Here is a 24824-nt window from a genome sequence, read left to right on the forward strand (position 1 = left end):
TTGCTCAGGCTGAGCGCAGGCAGAAGGGGTGTCCGGCCGGGCTGGAGTAGACCCGGCTGCCCTTCCGGGGCGCTGGGCCGGCGTCGTCAGTGGGGTGCAGGCGACCGGCACCGGCTTCCGTCGCCGTCCGGTCGGCGGTCGAGAGATCGTCGACGGCGAAGTCGAGATGCATCTGCTGGGAGTTGCCGTCCGGCCAGTCAGGGGCGACGTGCCCCGGGGCCGACTGGATCACGAGCACCGGAAGGCCGGGGGCCTGGACGAAGTGGTGGGTCGGTGTCCGGGTGAGCGAACCGCCGAGCAGCCGGTGCCAGAAGGCGCTCTCCGGCTCCAGGTCGGCGGCATCGATGATCACGGAACTCAGGGTGATGTTCACGGTGGTGTCCTCCCATTTCCGCTGGTCGCCGCTCAGAGCGCCGGGATGATGCCGCCGTCGACGCGGAACTGCGCTCCGGTGAGCCACTTCGCGCGCCCGGACGCGAGGAAGGCGATCAGTTCGGCGACGTCCTCGGGTTCGCCCGGGCGGCCCATCGGCACCTTCAGGTGGTCCACGATCTCCTTCGCCACCTCGTCCGGGCCGATGCCCCGCTGGTCGGCGATCTGCCGCAGGTGGGCGGTGGCGCCTTCGGTGACGACGAAGCCCGGCAGGACGCACACCACGCGCACCCCGTGCTCGCCCACCTCGGTCGCCAGTTCGCGGCTGTAGGCGTTGAGCGCCGCCTTGGCGGCGGCGTAGGAGGCCTCCGTACGCTGCGGGAGACGGCTCGCGATCGACGAGACGTGGACCACGACGCCGGATCCCCGCTCGACCATCCCCGGCACCAGGGCCCGGTCCAGGCGTACGGCGCTGAGGAGGTTCATCTCCAGGTCCGCACGCCAGGACTCGTCCGACCGGCTCAGCGTCGGTGCCGGGGCACTCGCCGCGCCCGCGTTGTTGACGAGCACGTCCACCCCGCCGAAGCGGTCGATGACCTGCCTCCCGAGCTCCGCCACCCCCTGCTCCGTGGAGAGGTCCGCCGGGATGAACACGGCCGGCAGGTCCTTCCTCGGCTCGCTCCGCGAGGCGGTCAGCACGGTCGCCCCCGCCGCGGCGAAGCGGCGGGCGGTCGCTTCGCCCAGGCCGCGGCTGCCACCGGTGACCAGCACGCGAAGCCCGGCCAGGCCTTCTTCCGTGACCGTCATGAGTTCCTCCTCCGTAAGATGAACCTGACTCCGGAAACCATACACAACCGGAGTCCGACTCACCTTATGGAGATCCGCTGATGTCATCACGTCCGCTGCGCGCCGACGCGCGCCGCAACCGCGAGGCGCTCCTCACCTCGGCGCGGGATGCGTTCCTCAACGGCGACACCGACGCCCACGTCGAGGAGATCGCCCGCAGGGCCGGGGTGGCCGTCGGAACGCTCTACCGCCACTTCGCGACACGCGAAGCCCTCATCGAGGAGGTCTACCGCAAGGAAGTCGACGAACTGTGCACCGCTCCCGCACAGCTCCTGGGCCAACACGCCCCGCACGAGGCGCTGCGGCGCTTCCTGCTGATGCTCGTGGACCACGCGGCCGTGGGTAAGGGGATGGCCGTCGCCCTGGAGAGCATCATGGCAACGGATTCACCGGTCTTCGACAACTCCCGCACCCAGATGGGCAACGCCCTCACCGAACTGCTCGACGCGGGCACCACGGCCGGCACCGTCCGTGGCGGCGTCACCGGCCCCACCCTGCTGCGCGCCCTGGGCGGCATCTGTCACCTGCGCGCCACCGAAGGCTGGCAGGACGAAGCCCGGCAGATCACCACCCTGCTCTTCGACGGTCTGCGCTTCGGCGCCCCACGAGCGACCTGAGCTACCTGCCCCAAGGGCGCCCGGTGGCCGGCCGAGGCCGATTTCGCGCTTCCGGCCAAATGTCGTTCGGCCGTGCTTTTCGGTGTCGCGTCGGACCGCGAGGTGGGTAATGTCTGCTCGCGGCGAGCACTGCTTACTCTGTCTGCTCGCCGCCTTTCCGCTCCCATGCCCCAGGGGGTCTCGTGTCAGGCCTGCCACGTCCGGCACCCATGGCGCGCGCCGTCAAGGACGCCATGGGCGGATTGCCGTCCCAGTTCTGGTGGTTGTGGGCGAGCACGCTGATCAACCGGCTCGGCGGCTTCGTGACGACGTTCCTCGCGCTCTACCTGACGACGGAACGGGGCCTGTCGGCCGGCTTCGCGGGCATGGTGGCCGCGCTGTACGGAGGGGGCGGCGCCGTCGCCTCCGTCGTGGCGGGGGTACTGGCGGACCGTGTGGGCCGCCGCCCCACGCTCCTGGTCTCCCAACTGACCACCGCCGCCGCCATGGCGGTCCTCGGATTTAGCCGGGACCCGGCGTTGATCGCGGTGGTCGTGACCGTCCTGGGGGTGACCGCCAATGCCGCGCGGCCATGCATCCAGGCGATCATCGCCGACCTGGTGCCGGACAAGGACCGCGTCCGGGCCTTCTCGCTCAACTACTGGGCCGTGAACATCGGTTTCGGCGTGGCGTCGGCCGCCGCCGGCCTGATCGCCGAGCACGGATACCTGCTGCTGTTCCTCGGCAACTCGGCGTCCGTCCTGCTGTGTGCGGTCGTCATCTTCCTCAAGGTGCCCGAGACCAGGCCCCAGGACGGCCTGGCCGCCGACGACCCCGCCGACACCGCCGACGTGTCCGCGCGCCCCGTGACGGGTCTGGGCGCGGTACTGCGCGACGGCCGCTTCATGGCCGTGGTCCTCCTGTCCTTCCTGGTCTCCCTCGTGCTCATGCAGTACACCACCTCACTGCCGGTCAGCATGGGGAAGGAGGGCTTCTCCAGCGTGGACTACGGCATCGTCATCAGCATGAACGGACTGGTGGTCGTCCTCGCCCAGATTCCCGTCACCAGAGCACTCAGGGGCGTCAGGCCCGTCACCGTCCTGATCATCGCCTCCCTGCTCTCGGGCTTCGGCTTCGGACTCACCGCCCTCGCTCACTCCGTGCCCTTCTACATCGTGACGGTCTGCGTCTGGACCATCGGCGAGATCATGCACAACCCGACCAGCATGTCCATGGCCGCGGCACTCTCGCCGGCCCATGCCCGAGGCCGCTACCAGGGCATCTACACACTGGCGTTGTCGGGAGGGACCTTCGTGGGCCCGTTGCTCGGCGGTGTCGTCATCGACCGGTTCGGATCCGACACCCTGTGGGCGGGATGCGCCGTCATCGGCATGGTGGCCGCTCTGGGCTACGGGGCGCTGGCCAAACCACTGGCCAAACCACTGGGCAAGGTGATCCCCCCTCCCGCACCGGCCGGATCACAGCCCGGAGGGGAGCCCGAACTCGAAGGCGACCCAGGCCGCCGACCAGGGACGCTTTCTGCGCCCCCCTGACGCCCGGGGCCCCGTGTCCTGGAGGGGGCGACGGGCGCCGGGACGGGCCCGGTCAGCTTCCGACCGCCGTCAGCGCCTGGTCGAGGGCCTGGAGGAAACGGTTCGTCGTGGTGCGGTCCCGGACCGCCAGGCGGAGCCAGCGGGGGCCCAGGCCCGGGAAGGTGTCGCCGCGCCGGGCCGCGAAGCCCAGGGTGCGCAACCGGGCCCGTACCGCGTCCGCGCGGTCCATCGCGATCAGGACGAACGGGCCCGCCGCGGCGGCCACCACCTGTACCTCCTCGAACTCCGCCAGCCCCGCCAGCAGATGCGCGCGCTCCACCGCCATCCCGCGCGCCGCCCGCTCCGCCTCCGCGAGCGCCGCGGGTTCCATGCACGCGCGCGCCGCCGCCAGCGCGGGGGTCGAGACCGGCCACAGCGGCTGGACGCGCTCCAGCGCCGTTACGGTGTCCGGCTCGGCCAGCACGTACCCGATGCGCAGTCCGGCCAGCCCCCAGGTCTTGGTCAGGCTGCGCAGCACCACCAGGCCCGGTAGGTCCGTACGCGCCGCCAGCGCCTCCGGCTCGCCCGGTACCGCGTCCATGAACGCCTCGTCCACCACGAGCGTCCGGCCCGGCCGGGCCAGTTTCGCGATCGCCTCGGCCGGGTGGAGCACGGACGTCGGGTTGGTCGGGTTGCCGATCACCACCAGATCGGCCTCCTCGGGCACCTCCGCCGGATCGAGCCGGAAGCCCTCGCCCGCCCGCAGCAGCACCCGGCGCACCTCGTGCCCCGCGTCCCGCAGCGCCGCCTCCGGCTCCGTGAACTGCGGATGCACGACCACGGGCGCGCGGGCCGGCAGCGCCCGCGCGAGCAGCACGAACGCCTCCGCCGCCCCCGCCGTCAGCAGCACCCGCTCGACCGGCAGCCCGTGCCGCGCCGCGACCGCCGCGCGCGCCGCGCGGCCGTCGGGGTAGGCGGCGAGCCCGGTCAGCGAGTCGGCGATCCGCTCGCGCAGCCAGACCGGGGGCGTGCCCGTACGGACATTGACGGCGAGGTCGACCAGGCCCTCCGCGCGGTCCCGGACCTCCGCGTCGCCGTGATGGCGCAGGTCGTAGCGGTCAGCGCGCGTAGACATGGCGGCCGCCGCTGAGGTGATCGTCGGATATCGCGGCGGATCGGCCGGACCGGGCCCACGGCTGCCGGGGGCAGGATCCCGGCAGGTCCTGGGGTCTCGGTCCGCGCTGGTGGAGTGCCATGCTCACGGTTCACTCTGCTCTCGATGGACGGGATGGTTCCGGACGGCCGGGAAGGGCCGAGCGGGCCGCCTGGGGCAGCCTGGGGCCGCCGGGGCGGGCACTGACGACACCGACATCATTTCCCTCCGTGCCGGTTCCACTCCGACTGGCCCCTGTACGCCACCGCGCAGGTCGCCCGCGCGGGCCCGGCGACGGGGTTCGATTTCCGTTTCGGTACGAGCAGACGCCCGCCGCCCGCGAGCGCCGCGGCCTCCGCGACCGACGCGGTGCCCACGGCCGCCAGTGGCGCGGCCGACGGACGCGGTACGGCGATCCCGGCCAGCAGCGCGGCCGGATACCCCCGTACGGGTACACCGAGCCGCGCCGCCGCCCCGGCGATCCCCGCGGCCCCGGCCTTCGCGTCGAGCGTCGCCAACTCGACCACGCGGGACGGCGGAAGCCCCGCCTCCCGCAGCGTCTCCTCGATCAGCCCGAGCACCTCCGCGGCACCGGTCCCGGCGCGCGCGCCGACCCCCACCACCAGTCCGTCACGCGGTTCCTGAGGTGCGGGGGACCGCTCCGATCGGCTATGCAGGGGCGCATGGCGGTCTTCGTCGCGCTCGGCGCGTTCCTCATGACGCTGTTCGGCGGCTGGACGGCGCAGCGCGTCACCGACCGGCGCCATCTCGTCCTCGGACTGGCCGGTGGGCTGATGCTCGGGGTGGTCGGCCTCGACCTGCTGCCCGAGGCGCTGCACGCCGCCGGTGAGGAGTTCCTGGGGGTGCCGCGGGCGCTGCTGCTCTTCGTCGGCGGCTTCCTCGTCGCCCATCTGGTCGAGCGACTGCTCGCCGTCCGGCAGGCCTCCCACGGCGGCGCCCCGCACGGCGGCCACGCCCACGCCTCCGGCAACACCCACGCCTCCGGTCACGCGCACACTTCCGGTCACGCGCATCCCCACCACGGGCCCGGCTCCGGCGCGGACGGGCGCGTTCCCCAGCTGGGGCTGACCGCCGCCGCGGCCATGGTGGGCCACAGCCTGATGGACGGCATCGCCCTCGGCGCGGCCTTCCAGGTCGGCGGCGGCATGGGCACGGCAGTCGCCCTCGCCGTCATCGCCCATGACTTCGCCGACGGCTTCAACACGTACACGATCACCAGCCTGTACGGGAACGACCGCCGCCGGGCGATCACCATGCTCGTCGCGGACGCGCTCGCGCCGGTCGTCGGCGCCGCGTCCACGCTGCTCTTCACGCTCCCGGAGGAGGTGCTCGGCAGCTACCTCGGGTTCTTCGGCGGCGTCCTGCTCTATCTCGCCGCCGCCGAGATCCTGCCCGAGGCGCACCACGACCACCCGGCCCGCTCCACGCTCCTGTGCACCGTCCTGGGCGTGGGGTTCATCTGGCTGGTGGTGGGGATCGCCGGGTGACTTCTCGGGCAGAAGGGTGTTCGGGAAGGCGTTCACCGTCCGTCCCCGTCCCTGTCCCCGCCCCCGCCCGCCGCCCGGGCCACGAACCGCCGCGCCATCTCCGGCGCCGCCGCCCAGTGCGTATGCAGATAGCTCGCGTGCACGCCGCCGCTGACGAACCCCTCCACCCGGCGCCCGGGATGCACCACCCCCCACGCGGGCTCCGCCCCGGCCCCCGGCTCCAGCACCGTCCGGTGGAACTCGTGGCCCCGTACCCGGGTCCCGGCCGCCGCCAGCGCGCTGTCGCCGATCGCCACCGCCTCCCGGTAGCCCAGCGTCAGCCGCCCCGACATCCGCGCGTCCGCGGGCAGCACCCCGCACATCGGCTTCCCGTCCAGGGAGCGCGCCAGATAGAGCAGCCCGGCGCACTCGGCGGCCACCGGCGCGCCCGCGTACGCCAGTTCCGCCACCGCCTTGCGCAGCGGCTCGTTCGCGGACAGCTCCGGCGCGTACACCTCGGGGAAGCCGCCGCCGATCACCACCCCGCGCGTCGCCGCGGGCAGCGCCTCGTCCCGCAGCGGGTCGAAGGGGACGACCTCGGCGCCGGCCGCCGTCAGCAGCTCGGTGTGTTCCGCGTACGAGAACGTGAACGCCGGCCCGCCGGCCACCGCGATCACCGGCCGCTCGCGTCCCGGGCCCACCACCGGTGCCACGCCCGGCTCCCACGCCTCCGTGGCCAGCTCGGGCGCGCTGCGGGCCAGCGCCAGCAGCGCCTCCAGGTCGCATCCGGCCCGGACCCGCCCGGCGAGTTCCCGCGTCGCGTCGAGCGCGTCCGCGCGCCGCTCGGCCACCGGTACGAGACCGAGGTGGCGCGAGGGCGCGGCGGCCTGGTCCGTACGGCGCAGCACCCCCATGACCGGCACCCCGGACCCGTCCAGCGCGTCCCGCAGCAGCCGCTCGTGCCGGTCGGTGGCGACCTTGTTGAGGATCACCCCGCCGATCCGCACCTCCGGGTCCCAGGAGGCGAAGCCGTGCACCAGCGCCGCCACCGAACGCGACTGCGACGAGGCGTCCACGACCAGCACCACCGGCGCCCGCAGGAGCTTCGACACCTGGGCGGTGGAGGCCAGTTCGCCCTGGTCGGAGGCGCCGTCGTACAGCCCCATCACGCCCTCGACGATCGCCAGGTCGCACCCCGCCGCGCCGTACGCGAACAGCGGCCCGATCAGTCCGGGTCCGCACATGTACGCGTCGAGGTTCCGGCCGGGACGCGTCCGGCCGCCGCCGGATCCCGCGGACGCCGAGGACCCCGACGACACCGCCAGCGTGTGGTAGCCGGGGTCGATGTAGTCCGGCCCGACCTTGTGCGGGGAGACGGCGAGGCCGCGCTCCGAGAACGCCGCCATCAGGCCCGTCGCGACCGTCGTCTTCCCGCTTCCGGAGGACGGCGCGGCGATGACCAGACGCGGGACGTTCACCACTCGATGCCCCTCTGGCCCTTCTGTCCCGCGTCCATCGGATGCTTGACCTTCGTCATCTCCGTGACCAGGTCCGCGAAGTCCATCAGCTCGGGCGGCGCGTTGCGCCCGGTGATCACCACATGCTGGGTCCCGGGCCGGTTCCGCAGCACCTCGATCACCTCGTCGGTCGCCACCCACCCCCAGTGCAGCGGGTACGCGAACTCGTCGAGCACGTACAGCTTGTGCGTCTCGGCCGCCAGATCGCGCTTGACCTGCTCCCAGCCCTCCCGCGCCGCCTCCTCGTTGGAGTACTGCGCGTCCCGCTGCACCCAGGACCAGCCCTCGCCCATCTTGTGCCAGGAGACGGAGCCGCCCTCGCCGCTCGCCCCGAGCACCTTGAGCGCCCGCTCCTCGCCGACCTTCCACTTCGCGGACTTCACGAACTGGAAGACCCCGACCGGCCACCCCTGCGTCCACGCGCGCAGCGCGAGCCCGAACGCCGCCGTCGACTTGCCCTTGCCGGTGCCCGTGTGGACCAGTACCAGCGGGCGGTTGCGGCGCTGACGGGTGGTGAGACCGTCGTCCGGTACGTTCTCCGGCTGTCCCTGCGGCATTACGCGGCCCTCCTGGGGTCTGCGGTGACGTAACCCTCGCGGTGTCCGTCACTCCTCTGCTGTACGTCCCTGACCAGCCCGGCGATGCTGTCGGCCCGCAGCTCGTCCAGCGTGACCGCCGTGCCCGCCAGCTCACCGGCGAGGGACGCGGCGAGCCCGAGCCGTACCGGACCGGTCTCGCAGTCCACGACCACCGACGCCGTCCCGTCCGCCGCGTGCAGCCGCGCCGCGCGCGCCGCCAGCGCCACCGGGTCCCGGCCGCCCGTCGCCCGTCCGTCCGTCACCACCAGCAGCAGCGGACGGCGCGCCGGGTCCCGCATCCGCTCCACCCGCAGTACGTCGTGCGCCTTCAGCAGCCCGGCCGCCAGCGGGGTCCGGCCGCCCGTCGGCAGCGACTCCAGCCGGGCCGCCGCCGCGTCCACCGAGGATGTCGGCGGCAGCGCCAGCTCCGCGTCCTTCCCCCGGAAGGTGACCAGACCGACCTTGTCGCGCCGCTGGTACGCGTCGAGCAGCAGCGACAGCACCGCGCCCTTCACGGCGCTCATCCGCCGCCTGGCCGCCATCGACCCGGACGCGTCGACCACGAAGAGCACGAGATTGCCCTCGCGCCCCTCCTTGGTCGCCTGCCGCAGATCGTCCGCGCGCACCACGAGCCCCGGACCGCTGCGCCCGCGCGCCCGCTGGTGCGGCGCCGCCGCCTGTACGGTCGCCGCGAGGTGCAGTTTGGTCAGCTTGCCCTGCGGCCGCCGGGACCCGGTCGTCCTGCCGCGCTCGGTACGGGCCCGGGAGCGGCGCCCGGCCGCGCCCTCGCCCAGCCCCGGCACGCTCAGCACCTTCGTACGGAACGGCTCGGCTGCCCGCACGGGGGACTGCTCGGCGGCCCCGGTGTTCTGACGCTGCCGCTCGCCCTCCGGCCGGGGCTCCGGCTGATGCGGTACGGGGGAGTCGTCCGGCGCCGGTCCGTCCTGCGCGGGGGCGTCCGGCGCGTGCGGCGCCTCGGGGGTCTCGGGGCGCTGCTCCGGCGACTGCCCGCCTCCGCCCCCGGGCCCGTCGGGTCCGTCCGGCCCGTCCGGGTCCGGGTCCTTGTCGCCCTCGTCGCCCTTGAACTCCTCCAGCGTCTCGTCGAGCTTCTCCTCGTCGAGCCCCGGCGCGTCGAAGGGGTTGCGGCGCCTGCGGTGCGGTAGGGCCAGCAGCGCGGCCTGCCGTACGTCGTCGGCGGTGACGTCCGTACGCCCCGCCCACGCGGCCAGCGCCGTCGCCGTCCGCGCCATCACGATGTCCGCGCGCATCCCGTCCACCTCGAACGCGGCGCAGGTCGCGGCGATCTGCCGCAGCGCCGTGTCCCCGAGGCGTACGTCCGGCAGCAGGGCCCGTGCCGCGACGATCCGTTCCCGCAGCGCGCTCTCCTCACCGGCCCAGCGCGCCGCGAACCCGGCCGGGTCGTCGTCGTACGCGAGGCGCCGCCGGACCACCTCCACCCGCAGATCGGGCTCGCGGGACGCCGCGACCTCGACGGTCAGCCCGAAGCGGTCCAGCAACTGCGGCCGCAGCTCGCCCTCCTCCGGGTTCATCGTCCCGACGAGGAGGAAGCGCGCGGCGTGCCGTACGGAGACGCCCTCGCGCTCGACATACGAGGCGCCCATGGCCGCCGCGTCCAGCAGCAGATCCACCAGGTGGTCGTGGAGCAGGTTGACCTCGTCCACGTACAGCACCCCGCGGTGCGCGTCCGCGAGCAGCCCCGGCTCGAACGCCTTCACGCCCTCGGACAGGGCCCGTTCGATGTCCAGGGCCCCCACGAGCCGGTCCTCGGAGGCGCCCACGGGCAGCTCGACCATCCGCGCGGCCCGCGCCCCGCCGGGCACCCGCCCGTCCGCCCCGTCCGCCCCGTGCGGCCCGTCCGGGCACCGCGGATCCGGCGCGGCCGGATCGCAGCTGAACCGGCACCCCGTCACCACCGGCACCTCGGGGAGCAGCGCGGCCAGCGCCCGTACGGCCGTCGACTTCGCGGTGCCCTTCTCACCCCGCACCAGGACGCCGCCGACCGCCGGACTGACCGCGTTCAGCAGCAGGCCGAGCCGCAGGTCGTCCATGCCCACCACGGCGGTGAACGGAAAGGGGGTGCTCATAGGCTGATCGCTCCTTCGGGTTCGGGTGACTCGTCGATGACCGGACGGACTCCGGGGCGGCGCGCGGCGCTCACGGCGCCCCCGGCGGGATGAACGGCAGCCCCGCCGGGGCGCCCTCCTCGATCAGCCGCAGCAGCGCCGTCGTGTCCGCGTGCTCCTCGACGAGGTCCGCGAGCAGGTCGAGCTGTTCCTCGCGCAGTGCGCCGAAGCTCGTGCCGGGCGCGGGCACGAACCGCCGGCCGGCCGCCCGCGCCACCTCCGCCAGGAACCGCCGCCGGAACGCGTCGCTCTCCAGCGCCCCGTGCCAGTGCGTGCCCTGCACGGCCCCGGCCCGGCAGCCGTCCAGCGCCCGCCCCTGCGGGTCCGAGACGAAGGCGTCCCCGCCGCGCACGTCCGCCACGCCGTGGTGGATCTCGTACCCCTCGACCCGCTCGCCGAGGGCCACCCCGACCGGCCGCGCGAGGGTCTTCTCCCGGTCGAACCTGACCCGTACGGGCAGCAGTCCGAGCCCGGCCACCGATCCCGCCCGGGACTCCACCTCGTCGTCGATCCGCTCGCCGAGGATCTGGTAGCCGCCGCAGATCCCCAGCACGGGACGGCCCTCGGCGGCCCGCAGGACCAGCGCGTCGGCGAGCCCGCGCTCCCGCAGCCAGGCCAGCGCCCGCACCGTGCCGCGCGTGCCCGGCACGATCACCAGATCGGCGTCGGCCAGCTCCTCGGGGCGGTCCACGAACCGCACCACGACCCCGGGCTCCGCCGCCAGCGCGTCCACATCGGTGAAGTTCGACATGAGGGGTACGGCGCAGACCGCGATCCGCAGCACGTCCTCGCCGTACGGGGGAGCCACCACCGACTCGCGCAGGGCGCCGCGCAGCGAGACCCGCAGCCCGTCCTCCTCGTCGATGCCCAGACCGTGCCGGAAGGGCAGCACCCCGAGCGTCGCCCGCCCGGTCAGCCCGCGCAGCATGTCGAGCCCCGGCTCCAGCAGCGACACGTCGCCCCGGAACTTGTTGACGAGATACCCCGCGACCAGCGCCTGGTCCTCGGGGCTCAGCAGCGCGGTCGTCCCGAAGAAGGAGGCGAACACCCCGCCCCGGTCGATGTCCCCGACCACGACCACCGGCAGCCGCGCGGCCCGCGCGATGCCCATGTTCACGATGTCCGTCCGGCGCAGATTGATCTCCGCCGGGCTGCCGGCGCCCTCGCAGATCACGGCGTCGTACGTGGACCGCAGCTCCGCCAGGCACTCCAGAACCGGCCCGAGCAGCGCCTCCTGCCTGCCTCCGTGGTAGCCGCGTGCACTCAGTTCCCCGACGGGCTTCCCCATCAGCACCACCTGGCTGCTGCGGTCGCTGCCCGGCTTGAGCAGGACGGGGTTCATCAGCGCGGTCGGCTCCACCCGCGCGGCCTGTGCCTGCATCGCCTGGGCGCGCCCGATCTCCGCCCCTTCGCGCGTCACGAACGAGTTCAGCGACATGTTCTGGCCCTTGAACGGCGCGACCTTCACGCCCTGGCGCACCAGCCAGCGGCAGATCCCCGCCGTGACGACGCTCTTGCCCGCGTCGGAGGTCGTCCCGGCGATCAGCAGCCCTCCGCCGAGCCCCGCGCCACCGCTGTTCCGGCTCATCCAGGCCTCCCGGTACGCATCGCCCCGTACACGAATCGGCCCGTCACGCAGGCCGCGAGAGCCAGCACGTTGACCCGGCCGGCCAGCCGTACGGCGCGCTCGATGTCCGGGACCCCGACGGGGCGCCCCGTGCCGTTCAGGACGGGCCGGTGCTCCACCCGCCCGCCGTACGCGAGGGTCCCGCCGAGCCGTACGCCCAGCGCCCCGGCGAACGACGCCTCCACGGGGCCCGCGTTGGGGCTCGGATGGCGGTGCGCGTCCTGCCGCAGGGCCCGCAGCGCGCCTCGGCGGTCCGGGCCCGCGGCGACGGCCAGCGCGGCGGTCAGCCGGGCGCCCGGCCACCCCACGACGTCGTCGAGGCGGGCCGACGCCCAGCCGAACCGGCGGTAACGGGCGCTCTTGTGACCCACCATCGCGTCCAGCGTGTTCACGGCGCGGAACCCCACGAGCCCCGGCGTCCCGGCGAGCGCGCCCCACACCAGGGCGCCGACGACGGCGTCGGAGGTGTTCTCGGCGACGGACTCCACGACGGCGCGCGCGATCTGGTCCTCGTCCAGGGAGTACGGGTCACGCCCGCACAGATGCGGCAGTCGCCCGCGGGCCCCTTCGAGGTCCCCGGCGGTGAGCGCCGCGCCGACGGCCCGTGCCTCCCGGCCCAGCGAAGTGCCCCCCACCACGGCCCAGGTGGCGGCGGCGGTCAGCGTCACGGCGGCGGCGGGCCGCTCGCGTACCGCCGCCGCGGCCAGTGCCGCGACCCCGGCGGCGGCTCCGGCGCAGAGCGCGGTGTGCAGCGCGCCGCGGCCCCGGTGGTCGCGCCACAGCGCGCGCTCGACAGCTCCCGCGGCCCGGCCGAAGGCGGCCACCGGATGTCCCCGGCGCGGATCGCCGAACAGCCGGTCGGCCAGGAGCCCGAGGGTGGCACCGTACGCGAAGATCCGCTCGGCGGCAGGGGCGGCCCGGCCGCCGCCGCGCGCGGCGGCAGAACCGCAGCCAGGCATGGCGAAGTGTCCTCACTCAGGGTCCGCGCCCCGGCTCGACGTACGTGATGCGACGGCGAGAGTTCCTGGCTCCTGGAGGCGAGGCTCACAGTGACAGTGGCGGGACCGCGCCGGATTCGCACCGGCTTCCTCTGCTGCCGTCGTCAATGGCCCCGGAAGTCCACCACGCCGCGCAGGACCCGTCAACTCATCCTTGACCTGCGGCGGGACAGTGTGCGGAGCCCCACACCGGACCGGTCGGCCGATGCGGGGCTCCCGCGGGGACGTGCGTGGCGCGTGTGGCGCGTATGGCGTGCGTGACGGTCAGGCCACGATGAGGCTGATCCCGTACGCGACGGCTCCGGCGCAGAGCGCGAAGCACAGGTAGGCGCCGGCGCGGGCGGTGAGGGGCGCCGGTCCGGTGGCGGGGGTGGAGGCGGCGGTCGAGGTCCCGGCCTGGCCCTGCGCGGGCGCGGAACCCCGCTTGGCGAGGCCCACGACGCCCAGGCTGAAGAGGCCCACGAGGGCGACGGTCGCCACGAGGCTGACGCCGAAGACGGAGCCGAGTGCTGCCCAGTCGATGTCCATGCGGTCGCTTCCTGAGAGGTGGCGCGGAGAGATGAGGCGGAGAGGAGGAGCGGCGCTAAGAGGCGGCGCGGATCACACCGTGGCGCGGCGGGCGGGCTCGCCGCTCTGGTCCGCCGGGGCGGGGATGGTGGCCGAGAGGTCCTGGCCCGCGGCGCCCGCCGGGGGAGGCGGGGTGACGGCCGCGACGGCGGCGGTCACCACACCGGCCGGCTCACCGGTCCGGCCCGAGCCGCCGTCGGCGACGGCTTCGTCGGCGTTGACGTTGGTGTGGTCGACGGGCTTGCGGCGCGAGGCGAGCCAGATCCCGGCGGAGCCCGCGATCAGCAGCACCGCGACGACGACGATGCCCCAGGTGCCCTGGCCGGTCAGGAACTCGGCGCCGGCGGCGACCAGACCCGCGGCCGGGAGCGTCAGCCCCCAGGCGACGAACATCCGCGTGGCCGTGGACCAGCGCACCACCCCGCCCTTGCGGCCGAGCCCCGCGCCCATGACGGCGCCGGAGCAGGACTGCGTGGTGGAGAGCGAGAAGCCGAGGTGCGAGGAGGCCAGGATGACCGTCGCGGCGCTGGTCTGGGCGGCGAAGCCCTGCTGCGGCTGGAGGTCGGTGAGGCCGGTGCCCATGGTGCGGATGATGCGCCAGCCGCCCAGGTACGTGCCGAGCGCGATCGCGATCCCGGCGGAGACGATGACCCACAGGGGCGGGTTGGAGCCGGGGGCGAGAACGCCGCCGGTGACCAGCGCGAGCGTGATGACGCCCATGGTCTTCTGCGCGTCGTTGGTGCCGTGGGCCAGGGAGACGAGCCCGGCGGAGGCGATCTGCCCGGCCCGGTAACCCTTGGCGGTGACCCGGTCGTCGCCGTCGTTGACGGCCTGGCCGATCCGGTACGTCAGCCGCGTCGCGAGGAGGGCGGCGAGCCCGGCGACGACGGGGGCGGCGAGCGCGGGGATCAGGACCTTGGTGATGACGACCCCGCCGTTGACGCCCGAGGCGCCGACGGACATCAGGGTCGCGCCGATCAGGCCGCCGAAGAGAGCGTGGGAGGAGCTGGACGGGAGTCCGAGCAGCCAGGTGAAGAGATTCCACAGGATGGCGCCGACGAGCGCCGCGAAGATGACTTCGGTTCTGATGCCCTGTTCGTTGATGAGCCCGCCGGAGATCGTCTTGGCGACCTCCACGGACAGGAACGCGCCGACGAGATTCAGGACCGCGGACATGCCCACCGCGACCTTGGGCTTCAGAGCGCCGGTCGAGATGGTCGTCGCCATCGCGTTGGCGGTGTCGTGGAAACCGTTCGTGAAATCGAACACGAGCGCTGTCACGATCACGATCGCGAGCAGCAGTGTGATGTGTTCCATTGACCCAGGACCCAGGCAATCGTTCGACGTCGGTGGCCTCGGTGAACGTAGGGAGTCAGGGTGAACGGAAGATGAACTAGGTGGGTCTTCGGGGTGACTCACCCCGTGAGGTTGACGGCGGGGCCTGGCAGGATCGCCGTATGACGGATGACGGGACCGGCGAACACGGCGAACTGGCGGACGAGCGAGGCGAGATGACGGGCGCGCGGGGCGTGGCGGAGGGCCGGACGGAGGCCGGTCGGGGGGCCGGTCAGGAGGCTCTGGAACGGGCCTGGGCGGAGCTCGTCGACACAGCCCGCAGAACGGCCGCGGAGGGCCTGGTCGTCGGCACCTCGGGCAATGTCTCCGTGCGCGTCGGGGAGCTTGTCCTGGTCACCCCCAGTGGAGTGCCGTACGACCGGCTCGCGCCGGGCGACGCGATCGCCGTGGACCTCGCCGGACGGCAGGTTCTCGGCACTCTCACCCCAACGAGCGAACTTCCCCTGCATCTCTCCGTTTACCGCGACACATCGGCGACGGCCGTCGTGCACACCCACGCCGTGCACGCCACCGCCGTCTCCACACTCGTCACCGAACTCCCCTTGATCCACTACATGGCGGCGGCCCTCGGCGGCGCCGTCCGGGTCGCCCCCTACGCGCTGTACGGCTCGGAGGCGCTGGCCCGCGGTATGCGGGAGGCCCTGGTGGACCGTACGGCCTGCCTGCTCCAGAACCACGGCACGGTGGCGTACGGCGACACCCTCGCCCAGGCGTACGACCGCACCGCCCAGCTCGAATGGATGTGCCGCCTCTGGCTCACGGCCGCCGCGGTGCCGGGACACCAACCCTCGCTGCTGTCGGAGGAACAGGTGCGGGAGGTGGCGGAGAAGCTCAAGGGGTACGGCCAGCGGACCTGACCCCGGTCCCGGGCTCCGCCTCCCGCCTCCCGCTTCCCGTCTCCCGCTTCCCGTCTCCGCCTCCGACGGCCCCCGCCCGCTGGCCGGGGCGCGCACGGGTGGTGACACTGGGAGCGTGCGCCCGGCTACAGCGGCGGCAGCGGCCGTCACCACAGTGCTCGGGGTCGGCGCGGCTGCGGTCGCGGCCGGCCGGTACGCCAGCGATGCCGCGCTGAAGGCACCGCCGGGGCGGCCCCTGCCCAGCGACCCGAAGATCACGGTGCACGCCCTGGCCGCCGGGCAGGTCACCCTGACCCGTTCGCTCGCCTCGCTGCGCCCCGGAACGTACGGGATCGAGGGGGCGGGCGCGCACGCCGTCGTCGGACCGGTCCTGGACGGGGTCCCGCGCCCGGCCGACACCGTGGTGCGCCGGCTGGAACGGGTCAGCCGCGGCACCCTCGTGCCCGGGAGCCGCGTACGGTTCACCCCGCGGCTGTACGAAGGGGACCCCGGCACCGCCCTCGGCCTCACGCACAAGAACGTGTGGATCCCGGGTGAACTCGGTTCCCTGCCCGCGTGGTTCGTACCGGGGCCGCGCGACACCTGGGTGATCACGGTGCACGGCCTCGGCACCACCCGGGAACATCCGCTGAACGTCATGGAGTTCCTCGCGGCCCAGCGGCTGCCCGTCCTCGACATCTCCTACCGGGGCGACCCCGGCGCACCCCGCTCGCCGGACGGCCTCGGCCACCTCGGCGACTCCGAATGGCGCGACCTCGACGCGGCGATCCGCTACGCCGTCCGCTTCGGCGCCGAGCGCGTGGTCGTGCACGGCTGGTCCACCGGCGCCTCGATGGCCCTGCACGCCGCCGCGAACTCGGCGCTGAGCGAGCGGATCTCCGGCCTCGTGCTCGACTCACCGGTGCTGGACTGGGAGGCCACCCTGCGGGCGCTGGCCTCCGCCCGCCGGATCCCCGGGCCCCTGCTGCCGCTCGCGGTGCGGGCCGCCCAGGGGCGGACGGGACTGCACGGCGACCGGCTGCTGGAAGCGGCGGACCCGCGCAATCTGCACGTACCGACGCTGATCTTCCACGGCCCCGACGACACGATCGCCCCCTGGAACCCCTCGCGCGAACTCGCGGCCCACCGGTCGGATCTGGTCAGCCTCCACGCCGTCCCGCACGCCCCGCACGCGGCGATGTGGAACGCGAATCCCGACGGCTACGAGGAGACGCTCCGCCGCTTCCTCACCCCGCTCATGTAGCACCAGGACCCTGCGGATGGAGCGCCACGCCCGCCCCGGGCCGGACGCCCCGCCGCCGGGCCGGCTGCCGGGCCCGCCGTCAGGCCCTCCGCAGGGCTCACCTCCGGCGCCTCCGCTTGGACTCCTTGCGCCGCCTTCGCGCCCTCGCGCGGACCGTGCCGCCCCGACGGTCCGCAATGCGCCGTTCCCGTCCCCCACCTCCCCGAACAGGCCCGTGCGACGCTCCGCGTACCGAGGGGACGCCTCCGCACGAGGGGCCACTTCCGTCGTTCCGGTACCGCTGAAAGGGGTTCCGTTTGGGCTTTCGGGCAGTCACCGGGAAGACTGCCCCCGTGACGTCCCGAAAGCCTGATGAGCAATTGGCGCGCAACTCCAGACTCCGACTCGTCCCCGCGCGGCCGTTGACCACGGCCCGACGGGCTGTGACCGAGGGGCGCGGCCGGCCGGCCCCGCGGCCGCCCCAGGGCACTCCGCCCCAGGCGGAGCTGGCCCGGCAGGCGAGGGCCGTGCTCGCCGACGCGGTACGGCTGGCCCGCTGGGCCGCCGTCGACCGGGACCCCGGCGCGGGCCCGCTCGCCGCGGGGGCACGCGAACGGGCCGCGACGGCGCTGGAGTTGACCCCGGACCAGGTGAGCGCGGCCTGGGACAGGGCCCGGCTGGCCGGCCTCGTCGAGCTGCACGACGGCACCGTGCGCCCCGGCTGGCGCCTCCAGGCGTGGGACCGCGACGACAGCGCCGTCCAGCGCGGCTGGGTCGCCCTCTTCGACGCCTGGTCGCTGGTCCACCCCGGCCCCGCCGACATCGCCCCGGCGACGGTCGGCGAGGTCATCGAGGCCGTCCCCCAGGTGCTCTCCCTCCTCCAGCTCTCGGCCGGGCCCGTGCTCGAACCGACCCTGCTCGACCTGCTCCAGCAGCGGGTCGCGGAGCTGCACGAGGAACGCTGCGAGGTCCCCTACGGCCCGCAGCCCGCCCCGGCGCCCGCCTCCACCGAGCCGGGGGCCGTCGCCCCGGTCGACGAGGCCCTGCTGCCCCCGCTCCTGGACTGGGCCCTGGACGGCCTGGCCGCCGTGGGCGCGCTCACCCGGGGCGAGGGCCAGGCCACGCTCACCCCGCTCGGCAGCTGGGCGGTCTGGGTCAAGCTCGAACAGATCTGCGTCGCCGCCCAGAGCCCCGCGGGCAACATCGAGCAGTCCGCGGAGCACATGCTGCGCGGCTGCGCCCGGCTCACCCCCGGCCCGGCCCGCGCCGAGTACCGGGCCTGGCTCGCGGCCCGTACCGTCGGCAGCGCCGTCACCGAACTCCTCACCGTCGCCCGGGGCGAGGACGCCCTGCTGCGCGGGCTCGCCTTCGAGGCGCTCCGCGTGGTCGGCGCACCCGCGGAGGCCGATGTACGGGCCGCCGCCACCGACACCTCGCTGCGGCCCTACGCGCTGCTCTGGCTGGCCGAGTACGAGGGAGCCGACCCCGAGGACGCCGCCGAGGTGCTGACCCGCGAGGAGTCGACCTGGCTGTGGGTCGACACGGCGGCGGCCGTCGCCGACCACGGCGAGAGCGATCTGCTGGTGCGCCACCTCGAATCCGCCGTCCAGGGCAATGTGCCGGCCCTGCTCGCCGAGGTCCGGGCCCTGGGCCATCCCCGTACGGTCCAGGTCCTGGTCGCCCTCGCCGCCGCGCACCCCGACCCGGCGCTGGCCAAGGCCGTCCGCAGGGCCGCCTTCCAGGTGCACACCGGAGGCTCCTGACCCGCCCCGGCGCCCCTGCGCGCACCCAGGGGCGCCGGACCGGGCCCGGCCGCCGGGACAGCGCGTCGGGCCGGTACGCGGATCCCGACGCCCGGCCCCGGAACAGGGGGCCCGGCGCCCGGGGCCCGCCCGTACAGACCATGGGCCCGCCCGGACAGAACCGGGGCCCGCCCAGACAAAGCAGTTGCGCCGCCCCGCTAGACTGACCCGTATGGCATTTCTCCTTGTGCATTAGCCGGCGTCGAAGAATCCCTCCGCCTGCCCTCTTCCGCCGTCCATACCGCCCTGGAGTCTTTCCGTGATCACCGCAACCGGCGTAGAGCTGCGCGCCGGCGCCCGCGTCCTCATCGAGTCCGCCTCGTTCCGCATCGCCAAGGGGGACCGCATCGGTCTCGTCGGGCGCAACGGGGCCGGCAAGACCACCCTCACCAAGTGCCTCGCGGGCGAGGGCATCCCCGCCGCCGGCACCATCACCCGCTCCGGTGAGGTCGGCTATCTCCCGCAGGACCCGCGCACCGGCGACCTCGACGTATTGGCCCGCGACCGTATCCTCTCCGCCCGCGACCTCGACTCCGTACTGAAGAAGATGCGCGAGAACGAGGACCGGATGGCGAACGGCAAGGGCGCCACCCGCGAGAAGGCGATGAAGCGGTACGAGCGCCTGGAGACCGAGTTCCTCACCAAGGGCGGTTACGCCGCCGAGGCCGAGGCCGCCACCATCGCCGCCGCGCTCGGCCTGCCCGACCGGGTGCTCGGCCAGCCCCTCCACACCCTCTCCGGCGGTCAGCGCCGCCGCGTCGAGCTGGCCCGCATCCTCTTCTCGGACGCCGACACCCTCCTCCTCGACGAGCCCACCAACCACCTCGACGCGGATTCCATCGTCTGGCTGCGCGACTACCTCAAGACGTACCGCGGCGGCTTCATCGTGATCTCCCACGACGTCGAACTGGTCGAGACGGTCGTCAACAAGGTCTTCTACCTGGACGCCAACCGCGCGCACATCGACGTCTACAACATGGGCTGGAAGCTCTACCAGCAGCAGCGCGAGGCGGACGAGCGGCGCCGCAAGCGCGAGCGCGCCAACGCCGAGAAGAAGGCCGCGACGCTCAACTCGCAGGCCGACAAGATGCGCGCCAAGGCCACCAAGACCGTCGCCGCGCAGAACATGGCGCGCCGCGCCGAGCGGCTGCTCTCCGGCCTGGAGCAGGTGCGCCAGGCAGACAAGGTCGCCAAGCTGCGCTTCCCGGAGCCCGCCCCCTGCGGCAAGACCCCGCTCACCGCCGAGGGCCTGTCCAAGTCGTACGGGTCGCTGGAGATCTTCACGGACGTGGATCTCGCCATCGACAAGGGCTCCCGCGTCGTCATCCTCGGCCTCAACGGCGCCGGCAAGACCACCCTGCTGCGGCTGCTGGCGGGGGTCGAGAAGCCGGACACCGGCCAGGTGACCCCCGGCCACGGCCTCAAGCTGGGCTACTACGCCCAGGAGCACGAGACCCTCGACCCGGAGCGCTCCGTCCTGGAGAACATGCGCTCCTCGGCCCCCGACCTCGATCTGGTCGCCGTCCGCAAGACGCTCGGCTCCTTCCTCTTCTCCGGCGACGACGTCGACAAGCCCGCCGGGGTGCTCTCCGGCGGGGAGAAGACCCGGCTGGCCCTCGCCACCCTGGTCGTCTCCTCCGCCAACGTGCTGCTGCTGGACGAGCCGACGAACAACCTCGACCCGGCCAGCCGTGAGGAGATCCTGGGGGCGCTGCGTACGTACAAGGGCGCGGTCATCCTCGTCACCCACGACGAGGGCGCCGTCCACGCCCTGGAGCCGGAGCGGATCATTCTGCTGCCGGACGGCGTCGAGGACCTGTGGGGCGCGGACTACGCCGACCTGGTCGCGCTCGCCTGACCGTGCCGTGCCCGCGCCGTGCCCGCCCTGCCCGGGTGCCGCCCCGGGAGGCGCCGACGGCGTGATCGTCCGGTGTGATCCACTTCCTCTGGATCATTCGGCTCATTCGGCTCAGCAGTGATCCACCATCTGAGTGACTGTGTCTCGTACCGTCGGCGTGGTACGCGACGGAACGCGTCCCCGCGTACATCATCCGCACCCTCTTCCGCCGCACGGCCCTGACCTGGCACTTCTCGTCCCATGCAGGTCAGGGCCGGATCCGGGCGGCTCTGGAATGCGGCATTCCGTTCGTGCTCGAAGGTTGAAGCACGCCGAAGCTTGTCGTACGGACCTTGCTGAATGGGTGGCCAGGACGCCCGCGAGGGGTGATCATGAGAAGTCCAGAGCGCACTTCCCATGAGGAGGCACGGGTGGCCGAGACTCTGAAGAAGGGCAGCCGGGTGACCGGCGCCGCGCGCGACAAGCTCGCGGCAGACCTGAAGAAGAAGTACGACAGTGGTGCGAGTATCCGGGCACTGGCCGAGGAAACCGGCCGTTCCTATGGATTCGTCCACCGGATGCTCAGCGAGTCCGGAGTCACACTGCGGGGACGCGGTGGGGCTACGCGAGGCAAGAAGGCCGCATCGGCCTGACGGCCGGACGCGGCTCCTGCTGGGCCACCGGTTCGGAGGGTGGCCACCCGGGTCGATCGGACGATCGGCCGGGTGGTTACTGTGCAGTCACTTAGCTAGGTGAGTCCGACTGCCCGAACCGGAGGCGCCCCATGACTTCACTCGCACCAGTACTCGACAAGGACGGCGTACGGCTCACCGTCGAGGACGCGGTTGCCACGGTGACACTGGCCCTTCCGGCCAAGCGCAACGCCCAGTCTCCCGCTCTGTGGCGGGCGTTGACAGAAGCCGGAAGGTCACTGCCGGGCAGCGTCCGGGTCGTGGTGGTGCGCGGTGAGGGGCAGTCCTTCTCCGCGGGGCTCGACCGGCAGGCGTTCACCCCAGAGGGGTTCGACGGCGAGCCGTCCTTCACCGATCTCGCCCGGGGATCCGACGCGGACCTCGACGCGGCGATCGCCGGATACCAGGACGGTTTCGTCTGGCTGCGCCGCAGCGACATCGTGTCGATCGCGGCGGTCCAGGGGCATGCGATCGGGGCGGGCTTCCAGCTCGCCCTCGCCTGCGACCTGCGGGTCGTCGCGTCGGACGCGCAGTTCGCCATGCGTGAGACCAGCCTCGGCCTCGTCCCCGACCTCACCGGCACCCATCCGCTGGTGGGGCTCGTCGGGTACGCCCGCGCGCTGGAGATCTGCGCCACGGGCCGCTTCGTCCACGCCGAGGAGGCGGAACGGACCGGGCTCGCCAACCTCGTGGTGCCCCCCGGCGAACTCGACGCCGCGGCCAAGGACCTGGCGGCGGCGCTGCTCGCCGCGCCCAGGGACGCGCTGATCGAGACCAAGGCGCTGCTCCAGGGCGCGTCGGACCGCTCCTTCGAGGCCCAGCGCACCGCCGAGCGGGCGGCACAGGCACGCCGGCTGCGCGACCTGGCGGGCCTGGGCGACTGATCCACCCGTCAGCTCCTCCCCGGACGCCCCGTGCTTCCCGTACGGGGCGTCCGGGGCGCACGGGGCGTCGTGCGTTCGGCCGGGGCCTCCACCGCCGTCACCAGTACGGTCACCGAGGGCGCCCCCGGAGACCCGGCCAGCCGCGCGCGCACCGCCCGTGCCACGTCCAGCGGGCGATGCCCCGCCGCCGTCGCCAGTTCGACCCGTACCCGCGCCACGCCGCCGTCGGGCGCCGCCGTCTCGCACACCGCCCTGCCCAGGGTCCTGGTCAGATACGCGACCCCGGGCACCGCCGCGACGGCCCGCCCCGTCGCCCCTTCCGGCTCGGCGGCGTCCCGCCCGACCGGCCCGGCGGGTGCCGGGGACGGGGGCCGCGTCGCCGAGTCCAGCAGCGCCGTCACCCGGAGGTCGACGCCGGTCACCCGCAGCCCCAGCCCGTCCACCGCGCATCCGAACAGCGCCCCGCGCAGCCGCTCCGCCAGCACCGGCAGCGGCTCTCCCGGGCCCGCGGCGAACTCCGCGTCGATCCGCAGCGGCCCCGGCGGCTGCGCGCCGGGCGGCGGGGCCACGGCCGGGGCCCCGGCCCCCTCGGGGTCGGCCAGGGCGATCCGTACCGTGCCCAGCGCGGCCCCCGCGACGCCCGCCGCGGCCCGCCGCAGCTCCGCCGTCGCCGCCCCTTCGGCCAGCCACGCCCCGTCGGCCGCGTCGCCCAGGGCGAGCAGTCGGCCCAGGGTGAGCCGATGCCGTACCGCGGCGGGCCACGCCTCGCTCCGTTGTCCGGTCGTCATTCCGCCACCCTGCCGCATCCACGGCGCGAGACGGGGCAAGCACACCTAATGTGGGCAAAGGAGTCAATCACCGCGCGGAAGGGATGAACGGCGATGTCAGACACCGCACCCCGCAGCCGGTCCGACGAGAAGGGGGGAGCCACGCCGGTCACCAAGCGCGGCGGCGGAGCCCCGGCCTCGCGCGGCCGTACGACCATCGCCGACGGCGTGGTGGAGAAGATCGCCGGTCTCGCGGCCAGGGACGTCCTCGGCGTGCACGCCCTCGGTAGTGGAATGTCCCGCACCTTCGGCGCCGTACGCGACCGGGTCCCCGGCGGCGGCAAGTCCGTCAGCCGGGGGGTGAAGGCCGAGGTCGGAGAGGTCCAGACGGCACTCGATCTGGAGATCGTCGTCGACTACGGCGTCTCGATCACCGAGGTCGCCGGCGCCGTCAGGGAGAACGTCGTCGCCGCCGTCGAGCGGATGACCGGCCTCGAAGTCGTCGAGGTCAACATCGCGGTGAGCGATGTGAAGCTCCCCGACGAGGAAGACGACGAAGAGCCGGAATCACGGCTCCAGTAGCGGCCGGCGGGGGCGCGGCGGAAGAGGAGCGCACGATGAGCATGGCGGCGGTGGGCCTGGTGGCCGGGATGGTGCTCGGATTCGCCGGATACTTCGGCGGTTTCGGAGCCTTTGTGGTGGTGGCCGTGCTGGGCGCGGTCGGTTTTCTGGCGGGGAAGTTCATCGACGGCGATCTGGAACCCGGCGACTTCTTCCGCCCCCGCGAGCGCGACGACCGGCGGCGGTGACCCCGGGTGGCGGGGGAGCGGATGACGGATGACCGGGTCGCGGCGGCCGGACGCGGAGCGACCACCATCGCCGACCGGGTCGTCGCGAAGGTCGCCGCGCAGGCGGCCAGGGAGGCGCTCGACGGCGTACCGGAGGGCGGCGCGCCGCCGCACGCCTCGGTGACGGTGCGCCACGACAGCGCGCGGGTACGGGTCGGGGTCGAGCTGGAGTACCCCTCCGACCTCGGGGCCCAGTGCGGCGCGGTACGCCGGCAGGTCGTCCACCGGGTCGGAACGCTGGTGGGGATGGAGGTACCGGAGGTGGACGTGCGGGTCGAGCGACTGCACTCCGAACGGTCGCGTCTCGCGGCGCGGGGGAGGACCGGATGAGCGAGGAGCCCGCGCAGGGGGGACGGAACGGGGACTGGAACAACGGGGACTGGAACAACGGGGACGCGGACGCGGACGCGGGTGAGGGCGCGGGCGCGACGGGCGATGCGGCCACGGGCGCGGACCGGGGCGGCGTACTCGAACTGGACGACGCGGACGAGGCGTTCGGCCGGCGGCGCAGGCCCACCCTCGACGGCTACGGCGATGGCGACGGCGACGGGCAGGGTGACGACGACGGCCGCCACGCCGACCCCGGCGCCGGCGTGGCCCGTGCCGGGCGCTTCTGGTCCTTCCGCCGCGTCCCCGCCGCGCTGACCGCACTGATCCTGCTCGGCGCGACCGGGCTGCTCCTCTACGACATCGCGGCGGTACGCGCCGGCCACCCCGCCATGTACTGGCGCCGCGCCCTCGCCGACCAACTCGCGCGCCGGCCGCTGGACGAGCTGTGGATCCTGGTGGCCGCCGGCGTCGCCGCGCTCCTCGGCCTGTGGCTGCTCGCCCTCGCCCTCACCCCGGGACTGCGCCGGCTGCTGCCGATGCGGCGGGAGTCCGCGTCGGTACGAGCCGGGATCGACCGCGAAGCCGCCGAACTGGCGCTGCGCGACCGGGCCATGGAGGTCTCCGGCGTCCGGTCGGCACAGGTACGGCTGCGGCGCTCCCGGGCCAGGGTGAGCGCCGCCGCGCACTTCCGCGCACTCGACGATGTACGGGCGGACCTGGAGCGGGAGCTCGGCGACGGCATCGGCGAACTGGGCCTGGCGCGGCGGCCGGGGCTGACCGTACGGGTCCACCGGCCCCCGAAGAAGAGGTGA

General features: G+C 73.9%; 25 protein-coding genes and 1 riboswitch. Of the genes, 13 read left to right on the forward strand and 12 right to left on the reverse strand.

Going from position 1 to position 24824, the window contains the following annotated elements; genetic code table 11:
* Positions 1–4: 4 nt before the first annotated feature.
* The gene (locus ACFTZC_RS14675; protein WP_382889465.1) at positions 5–373 is read right to left on the reverse strand and encodes a VOC family protein; all 369 of its coding nucleotides are present in this window, start codon (positions 371–373) and stop codon (positions 5–7) included.
* Between the two features lie 32 nt (positions 374–405).
* Entirely contained in the window at positions 406–1179 is a 774-nt protein-coding gene (locus tag ACFTZC_RS14680) for an oxidoreductase (RefSeq protein WP_382889467.1), read from the reverse strand.
* A 77-nt stretch (positions 1180–1256) separates the two neighbouring features.
* On the opposite strand from ACFTZC_RS14680, the gene ACFTZC_RS14685 reads away from it, so the two are divergent.
* Positions 1257–1835: a TetR/AcrR family transcriptional regulator gene (locus tag ACFTZC_RS14685; RefSeq protein ID WP_382889577.1), complete on the forward strand. Its 579-nt coding sequence runs from the start codon at positions 1257–1259 to the stop codon at positions 1833–1835.
* A 182-nt stretch (positions 1836–2017) separates the two neighbouring features.
* A complete protein-coding gene (locus tag ACFTZC_RS14690; RefSeq protein ID WP_382889469.1) occupies positions 2018–3367 on the forward strand; it encodes an MDR family MFS transporter in 1350 nt (449 codons plus the stop codon).
* A gap of 52 nt (positions 3368–3419) precedes the next feature.
* Here ACFTZC_RS14690 and cobC read toward each other — a convergent pair whose 3' ends face one another.
* Positions 3420–4481, reverse strand: a complete 1062-nt coding sequence (gene cobC, locus ACFTZC_RS14695) for an Rv2231c family pyridoxal phosphate-dependent protein CobC (protein ID WP_382889471.1) — start codon at positions 4479–4481, stop codon at positions 3420–3422.
* A 236-nt stretch (positions 4482–4717) separates the two neighbouring features.
* On the reverse strand, positions 4718–5119 hold the full coding sequence (locus ACFTZC_RS14700; RefSeq protein ID WP_382889473.1) for a cobalamin biosynthesis protein: 402 nt from the start codon (positions 5117–5119) through the stop codon (positions 4718–4720).
* Between the two features lie 63 nt (positions 5120–5182).
* Here ACFTZC_RS14700 and ACFTZC_RS14705 point away from each other — a divergent pair, with 63 nt between their 5' ends.
* A complete protein-coding gene (locus ACFTZC_RS14705) occupies positions 5183–6007 on the forward strand; it encodes a ZIP family metal transporter (protein ID WP_382889475.1) in 825 nt (274 codons plus the stop codon).
* A gap of 32 nt (positions 6008–6039) precedes the next feature.
* On the opposite strand, the gene ACFTZC_RS14710 is transcribed toward ACFTZC_RS14705, so the two are convergent.
* From ACFTZC_RS14710 to ACFTZC_RS14740, 7 genes are all read right to left on the reverse strand, one after another.
* On the reverse strand, positions 6040–7467 hold the full coding sequence (locus ACFTZC_RS14710; protein WP_382889477.1) for a cobyrinate a,c-diamide synthase: 1428 nt from the start codon (positions 7465–7467) through the stop codon (positions 6040–6042).
* On the reverse strand, positions 7461–8060 hold the full coding sequence (cobO, locus tag ACFTZC_RS14715) for a cob(I)yrinic acid a,c-diamide adenosyltransferase (RefSeq protein ID WP_382889479.1): 600 nt from the start codon (positions 8058–8060) through the stop codon (positions 7461–7463). Before cobO ends, ACFTZC_RS14710 begins: the two co-directional genes overlap by 7 nt.
* Positions 8060–10186: a putative cobaltochelatase gene (locus ACFTZC_RS14720; RefSeq protein WP_382889481.1), complete on the reverse strand. Its 2127-nt coding sequence runs from the start codon at positions 10184–10186 to the stop codon at positions 8060–8062. Before ACFTZC_RS14720 ends, cobO begins: the two co-directional genes overlap by 1 nt.
* 70 nt (positions 10187–10256) lie before the next feature.
* Positions 10257–11813, reverse strand: coding sequence for a cobyric acid synthase (locus ACFTZC_RS14725; RefSeq protein ID WP_382889483.1), 1557 nt, complete (start codon positions 11811–11813; stop codon positions 10257–10259).
* Positions 11810–12811 carry a cobalamin biosynthesis protein gene (locus ACFTZC_RS14730; protein WP_382889485.1) on the reverse strand — a complete coding sequence of 334 codons (1002 nt, stop codon included), beginning with the start codon at positions 12809–12811 and terminating at the stop codon, positions 11810–11812. Before ACFTZC_RS14730 ends, ACFTZC_RS14725 begins: the two co-directional genes overlap by 4 nt.
* Before the next feature lie 36 nt (positions 12812–12847).
* Positions 12848–12968, reverse strand: a riboswitch (cobalamin riboswitch).
* 146 nt (positions 12969–13114) lie between these two features.
* Positions 13115–13378: a hypothetical protein gene (locus ACFTZC_RS14735; protein WP_382889487.1), complete on the reverse strand. Its 264-nt coding sequence runs from the start codon at positions 13376–13378 to the stop codon at positions 13115–13117.
* Positions 13379–13450: 72 nt separating this feature from the next.
* Positions 13451–14734 carry an anion permease gene (locus ACFTZC_RS14740; RefSeq protein ID WP_382889489.1) on the reverse strand — a complete coding sequence of 428 codons (1284 nt, stop codon included), beginning with the start codon at positions 14732–14734 and terminating at the stop codon, positions 13451–13453.
* A gap of 194 nt (positions 14735–14928) precedes the next feature.
* Between ACFTZC_RS14740 and ACFTZC_RS14745 the strand changes: the two genes are divergently transcribed.
* The 6 genes from ACFTZC_RS14745 to ACFTZC_RS14770 all read left to right on the forward strand — a co-directional run bounded on the left by ACFTZC_RS14745 (position 14929) and on the right by ACFTZC_RS14770 (position 22067).
* Entirely contained in the window at positions 14929–15630 is a 702-nt protein-coding gene (locus tag ACFTZC_RS14745) for a class II aldolase/adducin family protein (protein WP_382889580.1), read from the forward strand.
* Positions 15631–15745: 115 nt separating this feature from the next.
* Positions 15746–16873 carry an alpha/beta hydrolase gene (locus ACFTZC_RS14750; protein ID WP_382889491.1) on the forward strand — a complete coding sequence of 376 codons (1128 nt, stop codon included), beginning with the start codon at positions 15746–15748 and terminating at the stop codon, positions 16871–16873.
* Positions 16874–17205: 332 nt separating this feature from the next.
* The gene (locus tag ACFTZC_RS14755) at positions 17206–18615 is read left to right on the forward strand and encodes a hypothetical protein (RefSeq protein ID WP_382889493.1); all 1410 of its coding nucleotides are present in this window, start codon (positions 17206–17208) and stop codon (positions 18613–18615) included.
* 298 nt (positions 18616–18913) lie between these two features.
* Entirely contained in the window at positions 18914–20512 is a 1599-nt protein-coding gene (locus ACFTZC_RS14760) for an ABC-F family ATP-binding cassette domain-containing protein (RefSeq protein WP_382889494.1), read from the forward strand.
* A 410-nt stretch (positions 20513–20922) separates the two neighbouring features.
* Positions 20923–21144, forward strand: a complete 222-nt coding sequence (locus ACFTZC_RS14765; RefSeq protein WP_006123601.1) for a helix-turn-helix domain-containing protein — start codon at positions 20923–20925, stop codon at positions 21142–21144.
* Positions 21145–21275: 131 nt separating this feature from the next.
* The gene (locus ACFTZC_RS14770; protein WP_382889496.1) at positions 21276–22067 is read left to right on the forward strand and encodes an enoyl-CoA hydratase/isomerase family protein; all 792 of its coding nucleotides are present in this window, start codon (positions 21276–21278) and stop codon (positions 22065–22067) included.
* A gap of 8 nt (positions 22068–22075) precedes the next feature.
* Here ACFTZC_RS14770 and ACFTZC_RS14775 read toward each other — a convergent pair whose 3' ends face one another.
* Positions 22076–22855, reverse strand: coding sequence for a hypothetical protein (locus ACFTZC_RS14775; RefSeq protein WP_382889498.1), 780 nt, complete (start codon positions 22853–22855; stop codon positions 22076–22078).
* A 93-nt stretch (positions 22856–22948) separates the two neighbouring features.
* Between ACFTZC_RS14775 and ACFTZC_RS14780 the strand changes: the two genes are divergently transcribed.
* The 4 genes from ACFTZC_RS14780 to ACFTZC_RS14795 all read left to right on the forward strand — a co-directional run bounded on the left by ACFTZC_RS14780 (position 22949) and on the right by ACFTZC_RS14795 (position 24824).
* Positions 22949–23416, forward strand: coding sequence for an Asp23/Gls24 family envelope stress response protein (locus ACFTZC_RS14780; protein WP_382889500.1), 468 nt, complete (start codon positions 22949–22951; stop codon positions 23414–23416).
* A 35-nt stretch (positions 23417–23451) separates the two neighbouring features.
* Positions 23452–23643 carry a hypothetical protein gene (locus ACFTZC_RS14785; RefSeq protein WP_382889502.1) on the forward strand — a complete coding sequence of 64 codons (192 nt, stop codon included), beginning with the start codon at positions 23452–23454 and terminating at the stop codon, positions 23641–23643.
* Between the two features lie 21 nt (positions 23644–23664).
* On the forward strand, positions 23665–24012 hold the full coding sequence (locus ACFTZC_RS14790) for a hypothetical protein (RefSeq protein WP_382889503.1): 348 nt from the start codon (positions 23665–23667) through the stop codon (positions 24010–24012).
* Positions 24013–24155: 143 nt separating this feature from the next.
* Positions 24156–24824 carry a DUF6286 domain-containing protein gene (locus ACFTZC_RS14795; protein WP_382889582.1) on the forward strand — a complete coding sequence of 223 codons (669 nt, stop codon included), beginning with the start codon at positions 24156–24158 and terminating at the stop codon, positions 24822–24824.

The sequence above is a fragment of the Streptomyces sp. NPDC056987 genome (assembly GCF_042673865.1).
GTDB lineage: Bacteria > Actinomycetota > Actinomycetes > Streptomycetales > Streptomycetaceae > Streptomyces.